The sequence below is a fragment of the Pseudomonas sp. TWR2-1-1 genome (assembly GCF_049897045.1).
GTDB classification, from domain to species: domain Bacteria; phylum Pseudomonadota; class Gammaproteobacteria; order Pseudomonadales; family Pseudomonadaceae; genus Aquipseudomonas; species Aquipseudomonas versuta.
This window is the reverse complement of record NZ_JAFCVM010000007.1, coordinates 86,500-98,999: the sequence shown is the minus strand read 5'-3', so window position 1 is coordinate 98,999 and position 12,500 is coordinate 86,500. Positions and strand designations below refer to the sequence as shown.

Sequence of the window (12,500 nt, the reverse complement as noted above, 5' to 3'; positions counted from 1 at the left end):
TCCGCCACTCAGTCGCTTCGGCCTGGCCCTGCTTCGATATCTCAGCAGTCTTTGGTGAGGTCAAGATTCCCTGGGCAGTTCACTGAACCTTGGCGTTCTTGATGTCGCCTATGATTTGCTTGGCAATAGCTTCAACCTGCTCTTGGGTCATAGCCGACATAACGCCCTCCCAAGCTGAAGAGGAAGTGTCGTAGGTCCGAGAGCCGATCAACTGACCAGACTTCAAATCTGTAAAGTCTGCGCTTGAGTTGATCCAGGCGTTACCGACCATCACTCCGGCGCCATAACGCGCACCTGGTGTCAGGTATCGAAAGTTGGTCACATTGACCTTGATGCCAACACCGTCTTTTCCATTGGGGCCAAATGGCTGGATTTCAGTCAGGTAATAACCAGCTTGGGTAGCCTCAAAATGCAAGGCGTCAGTCCATTCATCCCTCAATCGAGGCCAGTCCTTATTTTGCTGAACCGCGGTGTTCCCTTGGAGGTCAAGGATGAGGTTTCCCTTGGCTGATTCTTGGATTGCCAAGGTTTCAGTGCCGCCGCTTTTGACCGAGGCAGCGCAGCCGCCCAACATTGAAATGGCAAGAGCGCAGGGCAGGGCAAGTAAGATTTTGCTGCGGCTCATTGAATTTCCTTATCCACAAAAATTAAGACAAACCTCAAGGGGTGCACCAATCCAGATCACTTGGCCTTCACCCCACGTATCAAGGCCCGCTTTTACACAAAACAGTGAGTTTGTTGAATGTGCGGCCATCCGCGCAAGCCGGGAGAGATCACCCTGCAAGAGTGGCGTGGGAATCTGTATAGCATCGTTTATGCCAAGCCCGGCCATTGCGCCGGGCTTTTACGTTTTCTGAAAGAACCGGCCTCAGATAAAGATGGTGCCGCGCATGTACAGCGCGCCGTGGCCGCTGATGATGACTCGGTCGCCGTCCGCGACTTCACAGTGCAGTTGCCCCTTGCGCGCTCCACCTTGCTCTGCACTCAGGCTGCGCTTGCCTAAGCGCTTGGCCCAATAGGGCGCCAGAGAGGTGTGGGCCGAGCCGGTTACCGGGTCTTCATTCACCCCCACTCGGGGGCCGAACCAGCGCGAAACAAAGTCGAAATGACGACTCGGCGCGGTAACCGCGACACCGCGCACGTCGAACGTGGCCAGCGCAGCAAAGTCGGGCTTGAGGCCGGCGATGATGGCGTCATCCTCGACCACTACTAGGTAATCATCTGAGCGATAAAGCGCCTCGATCCGTTCCAGGCCCAAGGCTTGCAAAAGGCCTGGCGGCACCGCTACGGGTTCAGGCTGCTTGGCCGGGAAGTCCATCGCCAGGCGTGCGCCTTCACGGCGGACCCGCAACTCGCCACTGCGAGTGGAAAAGCGCAATACGTCGCGGTTTTCACCCAGCTGTTCGAACAGCACCCAGGCCGCTGCCAAGGTGGCATGGCCACACAGGTCGACTTCCACCGTGGGAGTAAACCAGCGCAACTCGAACACCTCACCGCTGCGCACAACATAGGCAGTCTCGGACAGGTTGTTCTCTGCGGCGATTTGTTGCAGCGTCGCATCAGGCAACCACGCCTGCAGCGGACAAACCGCCGCCGGGTTGCCACCGAAAGTCTCAGAGGAAAAAGCGTCTACCTGGAAAATATCGAGCTGCATTTTGATCATTCCTGCCCGCTTGGGTTTTCTGTATCCCGGATCTGCTCCAGGTAGTTGTAGATGGTGTATCGGGTGACGCCGAGCGCGGCAGCGGCTTTTTCAATCCCACCTTTGACGATGAATATCCCGCGATCCTGCATTTGCCGCACAGCTTCGACCTTTTGAGGTTTTTTCATCCCTGCCACACCGCCGGGGCAAGCGACCTGAATGATCTCGGCCATCAATTGCTCCATATCTCGGGGCTCATCGGCGCGCGGCTCAGGTGCGCTTCCCAGGCCCAGAATTCCTGCGAGAACGGAGTGGGCGGCGGCAACCCGGCTCAAGTCGGCATTGATACACAGACTGGCGAAAGGTTGCCCGCTGCTGTCGCGATAGACCACGGTGGAACTGCGCAGCAGACGGCCGTCAGGCGCGAGCGTCGAATAGTTCTCCACCATGATGGGATCAGAGCTGGAGTGATCTTCCATGGCGCGCCTGACGGCGATGATCCCTAAGTCCTGGCGTGGGCCGCCCAAGACTGACCCGCCCACCTGTCTTCCCGTGACATGGCCATTGGCAATGGCAAGGATGGATCGCTCCGGGTTGGCCAGGTCATGTAATACGATCTCCGTATGCAGGCCTAGCGCATTGCTGAGCATTTTGAGGGTGCTGTGAAGCACGCCAAGAATCAGCGTCCGCTCGGTTGTTAATGCCTCAGAAACCTTCATGGGAGCCTGCAAGTGATTTATCGAAGGCTGAGAAAAATATCAACAATAAGTTTAATTATCAATTTTTTGTTGAATTATGCAGATTTCAGAAGCGTCCCGTCCGGGGCCAGTCTGGTTGATTCGGTCAGGCTCAAGCGGCTCGCTAATTATCAGGCTTCACCCTCGGTGTGAAATCCAGAGGCATCGATAACCCAGCTTGATTTACCCGCCATGCGTTGCATATCGGCAGTTTCAATTTCGCCGAGGCTGGCCCACTCATTACGCTTCCAGCAGACGAAGTGAAAGTAGGGAAAAGTGTGTTCGCCATCTTGATCATTGGTCAGCTTTGCGTCACGCCAGAACCAGCGCTTTGGGAAATTGCTGCTGGCGTCATGCCATTTAATGCAGCCTCCAGGGGTACTGAAGGCTTCGGTAAATTCACTGCGCCGGCGCGAGGGGTTGAATTTTCCCAGCAGGTTGAACAAAGGCGTCGGGAAATTCTTGCGCCACAGGAATATACGGCTGAAAGCGCCCTCATCCAGAGCGTGGTGTTCATCGCGGGTAAAGCGTTCTCGCCAATTGTCGATACGCATAAACAGACGCCGCTCACGCTCAGTATTGCGGATCAAACACAGATGCCCTGATACACGTCTTTCGTGAGTGGAGAGCAGGTGGTAGCGCTTGAGTCGAGCTTCATTAAAGTACTGGCGCAGATTGCCATAAACCAAGTCGATATCACCGAAGGCCCAGAAGTCAAAACCTTGAATACGGTCGGCATGTATGAAGCCCAGGGCCGGCTTTAGATCGCAAAGTTTGTAGGGGGAAGAGGGCTTGAAGTCGATATTCAGTCGATCCGAAACCAGTTGATAGTAATCACTCTTTTTCATTGGCTCGATGCAAACATTGGGGGGTAAGTCCCCGGGGCTGCCGCAATCGCTGAATAACAGCCAGTGGATGTCAGGGTTATGCCTGCAGCTTTCAAGAAAGAAAGGCATCCAGAACGGCCACTTGCCGAAGTAGGGAATCAAGAAAATTATGCTGGGTGGGCTGTTCACAGTTATTTACCGGGTTATCTGTGGAGTGAAAAATATTCGAACTAAGGCCCGGTCGCGAAGTATGTCGTCCCTGAATCTAATAATGACGGGTTGTATAGCTTTACAAGCCGTCTGCAGTGAGAGGCTATGAAAGCAACAGTTGAGTCACACTTATTAGTTTGTCTTGAGCGGTCGAGGGGGCGGGATTTTAAGCGTGGTTATATAGAGGTGCAAGAAGGGAAATGTTATCATTTGTGTATTTTTCCTGGGGGGTCGCTGCGCGTGGCGGTTGCCTGGGCGTAGCCACCGAGCACGGGTCAAATAATGATATAGGGGAATTGCAACAGGGTGCGGGGTATTACTTAACTTTATTGTTTTTTACAAACAACTAACACTTATAGATTGCGACAGGGCAAGTTGCTGCCATGGGTTTTTTAAATATTGAAATCACAGCCCGGTAACGGCTGCCCACCCTCTTGAATAGCGGGGTGGTGCGGGTGAAGTCGACCCGGAAGTTACCGATATCGCCAGCGCCGGAGCGGCTCAGGCCACGAATTAAACCGGCCGCCGCGACTACTCCCGAGGTGGCGCCGACGTACATCAGAAAGATGATCCGCTGGCGATATAAATGAACGTAAGTGTGAGCATGGTGTAACGCCCCTCAGTGAATAAGCCGCCACGGCGGACGCGGCGAGGTTAATCGCTGGAGTATCAAGTTCGGGCATTGATCGGGCGAAGCGGTATTAAGACGCTATATAGAAGACGGTATATAGAAAAATTCAGGCCGGGCGCACGAAAAAAGGGATAGCCCGTTGCTGGGTCATCCCTTGAACAATCAGGGGTTCAACGGATGTTAATAACCCGTTTATTTGGTTTTCTTTTTCTTTTCGCTGCGGGTAGAGAGGTGCTCGAAGCAAAACGCGGCAGTGCCGAAGAGCGCAATCATTGACAGGACAAGCATGCCTAAAGTTGAACTTTCCACGATAACTTCCTACGGCTGTTGGGGTAAGCGGCGACGGTAGAGGATCTGGGCCTGCTGACTCAATAGAGTCGACGTAATCGTTATGGCAAACAGGCAATCTATATGAACTCTTTACGAGGAAATTCTCCCGCAGCGCTGACTCTCGTGTCAGCGCTGTGGCTCCTGCTTTTTACCGTGTAAGGATTAGACCGACAGCACTTGCCTGGCCGACGCTTCAAGCGTCAGCGAGCTGAAACCGGTAGCCCACGCCATACAACGACTCGATGGGCGTTTCCCCGGGGCACGCCCGCTCCAGCTTGCGCCGTAGATTGCGAATATGGCTGTCCACCGTGCGATCGGTGACCACGCGGTGGTCGGAGTAGATCTTGTCGAGCAGCTGGTCGCGTGAAAATACCCGCCCGGCGGAATGTGCAAAGGTGCTGAGCAGTCGCAGTTCCAGGGGCGTGAGGTCCAGTGCGACACCGTCGAGAGACGCTCGGTAATGGGCTTCGTCGATCAGCAGTCGCGGCGGCGCGCTGGTCAGCAGTTGGGGGCCGCGGCGCAGGATGGCCTTGACCCTGGCAACCACCTCGCGCGGGCTGAAAGGCTTGCAGATGTAGTCGTCGGCCCCCAGGTCAAGACCCTGCAGACGATCCACTTCTTCGACGCGGGCGGTGATCATGATGATCGGTACGGCACTGAAAACACGCAGGTCCTGGCAAACTTGCATACCGTCACGACCGGGCAGCATCAGGTCGAGCAAGATCAGGCGCGGGGCCCGGGCGCGCACTGTCGGCACCACTTGCAAGCCGTTGTCCAGGCACAGGGTCGGGTAGCCCGCCGCGACCAGGTAATCCTGCATCAATGCGGCCAGCTTCGGCTCATCTTCGACAATCAGGACCGGGTTTTCGCTGGTCATGGTTCAGTTATCCCGTGGCAGGCGCAGTGTCAGCCACAGGCCCCCGAGGGGCGAGTGAGCCGCGCTGAGGCTGCCGCCGTGGGCGAGGGCGATGCTGTGACAAATTGCCAGGCCCAGACCGGCACCGCCACTGGCACGGTTGCGCGATGATTCGCCGCGATAGAAGCGCTCGAACAGTCGTGGCAGTTGCCCGGCCGAAACCCCGGGGCCGGAATCGAGAAATTCAATGCACACCTGCGTGCGTTCCAGAACAGCGCGGATGCGTATCAGCCCATTCGGGTCGGTGTAGCGCACGGCGTTTTCCAGCAGGTTGGAAAACAATTGCTGCAAGCGACCGGCATCGGCCAACAACTCCAGGGGCTGGGACGGCAGGTCCAGTTCGACGCGCAGGTGCCGGGCGTTCAAGCGTTCCTGGAACATCGACACGCTCTCTTGCAGCAGTTGGTCCAGTGCGCACGGGTTCTTGCGGTAGGTCAGCGCGCCAACATCCGCCAGGGACAGTTCATACAGGTCATCCACCAGCTTGCTGAGCATGCTCACCTCCACTTGCAAAGACTTCATCGAGCCTTGATTCAGGGTGCGTACGCCATCCTCGATGGCCTCCAGTTCGCCGCGCAACACCGACAGCGGAGTGCGCAATTCGTGGGACACATCGGCCATGAATTCGCGGCGCATCTGTTCATTGCGCTCCAGGGTGTAGGCAAGCTGGTTGAAGTCGCGGGCCAATTGGCCCACCTCATCGTTGGAAGCCACCGCTACCCGGCTGCTGTAATCGCCACTGGCCAGGCGGTGCGTCGCAGCAGCCACCCGTTTGACCGGCTCCAACAGCGTGCGGGCGATCCACCAGGCAATCAGCATCGCCAGCAACAGCGAAAATGCGCCCATGACCAGGCTGGTGCGTAACTGGTATTGCTGGAACCGTTCGCCGCCGGCTTCGGTCACGCTCTGGAACGGGGTTACGGCCAGCCAGCCAACGGTTTCGCCGGCCACCTCAATCGGGCGTAGCAGGGCGTCGGTGCCGATATCCGGGTAGCCGTTCACGCGGTTTTTGTGTTTATCCAGCAAGGCGATGCGAAACAGCGCGCCCGTCAGGTCCGAGGCCATGGGCGTGCGCAGGTCGTTCTTGGCCGGATCTTCACCGAGCTCGGGTCGCATCATGTCGAACCAGCGGTCTGGCTGGTTGCGCAGGAACTCCCAATTGCCCTCACGCGCGTAGGCACTGGCCAGGCGCGGCAGCACGGGTGCCATGCGGTCCAGCGCCTGCTCATTGAGATAGCCGAGAAAGCCCCGCCCAAAACTCCAGCTCGTCGCCAAACCCATGCTCAGGATGACCAGCAGCACACCGGCCAGTACCGCAACAAACAGCTTGGTGGAAATACTCAACTTCATGGAGGTGGGCCGTTAAGAATGGACCGGACCATTTAGGCCCTGACGCAGAAAAGATTCAACCCGGGTGGGTAATCTTCAATTTTCCTGCACATTTGCCTCGCAGGATGGCGCCGACTCAAGCCATCCCGTCTTGCAGAGGCCGCTATGTCGACGAAAATTATCGCCAAATTCCTGGTAACCGCCGCGGTTTGCCTGTCCTTGTTCATTCTGTTCTTGCTGGGCGGCTGCTCCAGCGGCGAGCCGGCACCTCAAGCCGTCACCCCTAAAGTCTCGGTGCTCAGCATTAAACCTCAGAGCCAGGTGCTGACCACCGAGCTGGCAGGGCGTACCCAGGCCTTCATGGTGGCGCAGATTCGTCCGCAAGTCGGCGGCATCGTCCAGCGGCGGCTGTTCGTCGAGGGTGCCGATGTCAAGGTCGGGCAAGCGCTTTACCAGTTGGATGCGGCGGCCTATTCCGCTGCCCTGGCACAGTCCCGGGCGAGTCTGGTCAAGTACCGGGCCACCCTCAAATCGGCGCAGGCCACCGCCAGGCGCGACGCCGAACTGGTGAAGATCAACGCCATCAGTCAGCAAGCTAACGAGGACGCCCAGGCGACCTTGCTGACGGCCGCCGCCGACGTACAGGTCGCTGAGGCCGAAGTCCAGAGCGCACGCATCAACCTGGCTTACACGCGTATCACCTCACCGGTCAGCGGGCGTATTGAGACGTCCACGGTGACGCCGGGGGCGTTGGTGGTGGCGAACCAGGACAGCGCCTTGACCACCGTGCAGCAACTCGACCCGATCTATGTGGACGTTACCCAGTCGACCACCGAGCTCCTGCGGCTCAAGCGAGATCTGGCCAGCGGCGTATTGCAGTCCAATGGCAATGGCGAGGCACGGATCAGCCTGAAGCTGGACGACGGCACCCCTTACAACCAGCAGGGGCGGCTCAAGGTCAGCGGTATCAGTGTCAACGAGGGGACGGGCACCGTCACCCTGCGTGCTGAATTCGCCAACCCGGATCACCTGCTGCTGCCGGGCATGTATGTACGCGCGGTGCTGGAACAGGCGCGCAATGACCAGGCCATCCTGATTCCGCAAAAAGCGGTGACCCGCAGTGCCAGCGGTGTGACCACTGCGTTGCTGGTGGTCGACGGCAAGGTTGAACAACGTGAGCTGACCATCGATCGCGCGGTGGGTAATCAGTGGTGGGTCACGGCGGGCCTGAAGGCGGGTGACCAACTGGTCGTCGAAGGCGGACAAAAAGTCCGGCCCGGTGCCGCCGTACAAGCGCAGGACATCAATACTTTGGCGGCCACGGCATCCACCCCGGCGAAGGAGAGTTAAGCGTGGCGCATTTTTTTATTGATCGACCGATTTTCGCCTGGGTCATCGCCATCGTGATCATGCTCGCTGGCGGCCTGTCCATCAGCCAGTTGCCGCTGGAACAGTACCCGGACATCGCACCGCCCACGGTGAAGATTTCCGCCACTTACACCGGGGCCTCGGCCAAGACCGTTGAAGACTCGGTCACCCAGGTGATCGAACAACAGATGAAAGGCCTGGATAACCTGACCTATATGTCGGCCACCAGCAGCTCGGCAGGCAGTGCCAGCATCAGTTTGACCTTTAGCGCCGGGACCGACCCGGATGTCGCTCAGATGCAGGTGCAGAACAAGCTGCAACAAGCCGAGTCGAGGCTGCCGCAATCCGTCCAGAGTGAAGGCCTGACCGTGACCAAGGGCGGCTCGGACTTCCTGATGATTGTCGCCCTCGCATCGGATGACCCCGGTGTTACCGGCACTCAGATCGGCGACTACATATCCACCACCTTGCTGGACTCCATCAGCCGCATCGACGGCGTTGGCGATGTGCAGACCCTGGGCTCAGGCTACGCCATGCGGATCTGGCTGGACCCGGCCCTGCTGGAGAAATACGCACTGATGCCTTCGGATGTCAGCAGTGCCCTGGAGGCGCAGAACACCGAGGTCTCCGCCGGGCAGCTCGGAGCCTTGCCGGCGATCAAGGGGCAACAGTTGAACGCCACGATCAGCGCCCGCAGCAAACTGCAGACCGTTGAAGAGTTTCGCAATGTGGTGGTCAAGGCCAGCAGCGATGGTGCCGTGGTACTGCTGGGCGATATCGCGACCCTGGAGCTGGGCAGTGACAGCTACGACATCAGCACCGCCCTCAACGGCAAGCCCGCCGCGGCCATGGGTGTGCAGCTGGCGGCAGGCGCCAATGCGCTGAGCGTCGGTCAGGCGGTCAAGGCCAGGCTCAAAGAGATGGAGCCGTTCTACCCGACACAGATGCAGCTCAACAATGTGATTGCCTACGACACCACGCCGTTTGTCAGCCTGTCCATCGAGGAAGTGGTCAAGGCCTTGGGCGAGGCCATCGTGCTGGTGGTGTTGATCATGTTTGTGTTCCTGCAAAACCTGCGGGCGACGCTGATCCCGGCGATCACCGTACCGGTGGTGTTGCTGGGCACGTTCGGCGTGTTGGCAATGTTTGGCTACTCGATCAACACCTTGACCATGTTTGCCATGGTCCTGGCGATCGGCTTGCTGGTGGACGACGCCATTGTGGTGGTGGAAAACGTTGAGCGGCTGATGGGCGAGGGGCTATCGCCCGTGGCAGCCACGCGCCAATCGATGGGTGAAATCAGCAGCGCCCTGGTCGGCATCACTCTGGTGTTGAGCGCGGTGTTTGTTCCCATGGCGTTTTTCGGGGGCTCCACCGGGATTATCTATCGGCAGTTTTCGGTGACCATTGTTTCGGCCATGGTGCTGTCGGTGCTGGTGGCGATGACCCTGACACCCGCGCTCTGCGCATCGTTGCTCAAAACCCGCGACGGTCAGGGGCATGCCGCTCAGCACGGGTTCTTCGGCGGGTTCAACCGCACCTTTGAGCGCGCCAGTGCCGGATACGAGCGCTGGGTGGGTGTGGTGTTGCAGCGTTGGGGGCGCAGCCTGCTGCTCTATGGGCTGGTGCTGGCGGTCATGGCGGCGGGCTACATGAGCCTGGCCACTTCGTTCCTGCCGGACGAAGACCAAGGGATCCTCCTGGCACAGATCCAGTTGCCGGTAGGGGCCACGGACAGCCGCACGCAGGCCGTGATCAAGCAGTTCGAGGACTACATCCTGAAACAGCCCGAAGTCGACGCGATGATCAGCATCAGCGGGTTGGGCATGGGGGGGAACAGCCAGAACACCGCGCGGGCGTTTATTCGCCTCAAGGACTGGGCCCAACGCACTGGCCCCGGCCAGAGCGGGGCGGCCATTGCCCAGCGGGCGACCATGGCACTGGCCAGCATCGGTGATGCCGATGCGTTCGTCATGCAACCTCCGACTGTTCGCGGTCTGGGCCAGAGCTCGGGGTTCGACCTGCAACTCAAGGACCTCGGTGGCCTGGGCCATGATGCGTTGGTGGCGGCCCGTGAACAGTTTCTTGAGCTGGCCAGAAAAGATCCACGCTTGCTGGGGGTTCGCAGCAACGGCCTGGACGATGCACCGCAGCTCAAGGTCAGCATTGACGATCGCAAGGCCGGAGCCCTGAGCCTGAGTACCAGCGATATCAACAGCACCTTGTCGACGGCGTTGGGCGGCACCTATGTGAATGACTTTCTCAACCAAGGCCGGGTGAAAAAAGTCTATGTACAGGGCCAGGCATCCTCGCGCATGCAGGCCGCGGACCTTGATCACTGGTTTGTGCGCAACAGTAACAGTGAGATGGTGCCGTTTTCATCGTTTGCCAGCAGCACCTGGAGTTACGGTTCACCCTTGCTGGAGCGCTACAACGGTAACGCCTCCCTGGAAATTGTGGGTGACCCCGCACCCGGGGTGAGTTCCGGGGACGCGATGGAGGCGGTGGAAGCCATCGTCCGTAAATTGCCCCAGGGCATCGGTTACGAATGGACCGGGCAGTCCTATCAGCTGCGGCTGTCCGGGTCCCAGGCCCCGCTGCTCTATGCAATCTCCGTATTGTTTGTATTCCTGTGCCTGGCCGCGCTCTACGAGAGTTGGTCGGTGCCGTTCTCGGTGATTCTGGTGGTGCCCCTGGGGGTGATCGGTGCCGTACTGGCGACCCGCGTTGCCGGCTTGAGCAACGACGTGTATTTCCAGGTGGGGCTGTTGACCACTGTGGGCCTGGCCGCGAAAAACGCGATCCTGATCGTTGAGTTCGCCAAGCACCTGCAAGAGCAGGGCAACAGCGTGATCGACGCGACGCTGATCGCGGTTCGTCAACGTCTGCGGCCGATCCTGATGACGTCCCTGGCATTCATGTTCGGGGTGTTGCCGCTGGCCCTGAGTACCGGCGCAGGCTCCGCCGGGCGCCGGGCCATCGGTACCGGAGTACTGGGCGGTATGTTAAGCGCCACGGTGCTGGGGATCTTCTTTGTACCGCTGTTTTTTGTGCTGATCCGCCGCCGTTTTGGCCGCGTGCGCAGCGCTGACCCATCTGCCCCTACAGGTGATGCATGATCAAGTCACACTGGCCTTTGCTGGCCGTCATGGCCCTGGGCGGCTGCGTTAATCTGGCACCGCCGTATGAGCGTCCTGAAGCACCTGTCGCCGGGCAATGGCTGGCGGCGGTCAGCCTGCCCAAAGGGCAGGTGAGCGCTGATATCAAATGGCAGCAGTTCTTTACCGACAGCCGCCTGGTGCAATTGCAGGCGCTGGCGCTGGCCAATAACCGCGACTTGCGCCTGGCCAGCCTGAATGTTGAAAAGGCCCGGGCGCAGTACCGCATCAAGCGTGCAGATCTGTTTCCCACCCTTGATACGAGCGTCAGCGGCACCCATAGCCGTACGCCGGGGTCGCTGTCCAGCTCCGGCACGGCGGCCACTACCCACGATTACAGTGCGCAATTGGGGCTGAGCAGTTATGAACTGGATGTGTTTGGCCGGGTACGCAACCTTCGGGACGAGGCGCTGGAAGATTACCTGGCGCTGAGCGAAACCCGACGCAGCACGCAAATCAGTCTGGTGGCCGAAGTGGGCACCGCCTGGCTGACCCTGGCCGCCGACAATGAACGGCTGCTGCTGGCCCGGCAAACACTGACCAGCCAGCTGGCCTCTTACGACCTGACCCAGCGTAGTTATGTATTGGGCGGTTCCGCCGCCCTGGCCGTGGCGCAAGCCCAGACCACGGTCGAGTCGGCGCGGGGCGATGTGGCGACTTACGAGAGCCAGATTCTGCAGGATCGCAATGCCTTGCGCCTGCTGGTAGGCAGTGACCTGCCCGAGGCACTTTTGCCGGGTACGCACCTGGAATCGTCGGCGGCGCTGGTGGACATACCGGCGGGACTGCCCTCCAGCGTGCTGCAACAGCGCCCGGATGTGCTCGCGGCGGAACACACCCTCAAGTCCGCCAATATCGACATTGGCGCGGCCCGTGCGGCGTTTTATCCCAGTATAAGCCTGACCGCCAACGCGGGCTCGTCCAGCTCGGCGCTAGCCGGTCTTTTCAAATCCGGCAGTGGCGCCTGGACCTTTGCCCCGAGCATCAGCGTGCCGATTTTTGACGCGGGAAGTAACCGCGCGACCCTGGATTCGGCCAAGGTCGAACGCGAGATTCAGGTGCAGACCTACCAGCAAACCCTGCAGACCGCGTTCCGTGAAGTGGCCGACGCGCTGGCCGTGCGCAGCACCCTGGATCGGCGTATCGCCGCGCAACAGGCGCTGACCGACGCCAGCCGCAAAAGCTACGAGCTCTCGGATGCCTTGTATCGCGGCGGATCGCAAAGCTACCTCGAAGCGCTGGATGCGCAACGCTCTCTCTACAGCGCACAGCAGGACCTGATTACCCTGCGCCTGACCGAGCAGAGTAACCGCATCATGTTGTACAAAGTGTTGGGGGGCGGCTGGAATTAA

10 protein-coding genes are annotated in these 12,500 nt (G+C 59.3%); 3 read left to right on the top strand and 7 right to left on the bottom strand.

The features are described from left to right. Positions 1-79 precede the first annotated feature (79 nt). The 7 genes from ACP7BO_RS17965 to baeS all read right to left on the bottom strand — a co-directional run bounded on the left by ACP7BO_RS17965 (position 80) and on the right by baeS (position 6,643). Positions 80-625 (bottom strand): hypothetical protein, encoded by a 546-nt coding sequence (locus ACP7BO_RS17965; protein ID WP_426211869.1) that lies wholly within the window; start codon positions 623-625, stop codon positions 80-82. A 243-nt stretch (positions 626-868) separates the two neighbouring features. After that, positions 869-1,654: a PhzF family phenazine biosynthesis protein gene (locus ACP7BO_RS17960; protein ID WP_426211867.1), complete on the bottom strand. Its 786-nt coding sequence runs from the start codon at positions 1,652-1,654 to the stop codon at positions 869-871. A 5-nt stretch (positions 1,655-1,659) separates the two neighbouring features. Further along, positions 1,660-2,361 carry a helix-turn-helix transcriptional regulator gene (locus ACP7BO_RS17955; protein WP_426211864.1) on the bottom strand — a complete coding sequence of 234 codons (702 nt, stop codon included), beginning with the start codon at positions 2,359-2,361 and terminating at the stop codon, positions 1,660-1,662. A gap of 149 nt (positions 2,362-2,510) precedes the next feature. Continuing rightward, entirely contained in the window at positions 2,511-3,365 is an 855-nt protein-coding gene (locus tag ACP7BO_RS17950; protein ID WP_426212082.1) for a DUF6625 family protein, read from the bottom strand. A 397-nt stretch (positions 3,366-3,762) separates the two neighbouring features. Next, positions 3,763-3,975 (bottom strand): hypothetical protein, encoded by a 213-nt coding sequence (locus tag ACP7BO_RS17945; RefSeq protein WP_426211862.1) that lies wholly within the window; start codon positions 3,973-3,975, stop codon positions 3,763-3,765. 595 nt (positions 3,976-4,570) lie between these two features. Next, positions 4,571-5,254 carry a response regulator gene (locus tag ACP7BO_RS17940; RefSeq protein WP_426211860.1) on the bottom strand — a complete coding sequence of 228 codons (684 nt, stop codon included), beginning with the start codon at positions 5,252-5,254 and terminating at the stop codon, positions 4,571-4,573. A 3-nt stretch (positions 5,255-5,257) separates the two neighbouring features. Beyond that, a complete protein-coding gene (gene baeS / locus ACP7BO_RS17935; RefSeq protein WP_426211858.1) occupies positions 5,258-6,643 on the bottom strand; it encodes a sensor histidine kinase efflux regulator BaeS in 1,386 nt (461 codons plus the stop codon). A 144-nt stretch (positions 6,644-6,787) separates the two neighbouring features. On the opposite strand from baeS, the gene ACP7BO_RS17930 reads away from it, so the two are divergent. The 3 genes from ACP7BO_RS17930 to ACP7BO_RS17920 are packed head-to-tail and all read left to right on the top strand — an operon-like array spanning position 6,788 to position 12,500. Continuing rightward, positions 6,788-7,972, top strand: a complete 1,185-nt coding sequence (locus ACP7BO_RS17930) for an efflux RND transporter periplasmic adaptor subunit (protein WP_426211856.1) — start codon at positions 6,788-6,790, stop codon at positions 7,970-7,972. A 2-nt stretch (positions 7,973-7,974) separates the two neighbouring features. Beyond that, positions 7,975-11,109 (top strand): efflux RND transporter permease subunit, encoded by a 3,135-nt coding sequence (locus ACP7BO_RS17925; RefSeq protein ID WP_426211854.1) that lies wholly within the window; start codon positions 7,975-7,977, stop codon positions 11,107-11,109. Then, positions 11,106-12,500, top strand: coding sequence for an efflux transporter outer membrane subunit (locus ACP7BO_RS17920; protein ID WP_426211852.1), 1,395 nt, complete (start codon positions 11,106-11,108; stop codon positions 12,498-12,500). Before ACP7BO_RS17925 ends, ACP7BO_RS17920 begins: the two co-directional genes overlap by 4 nt.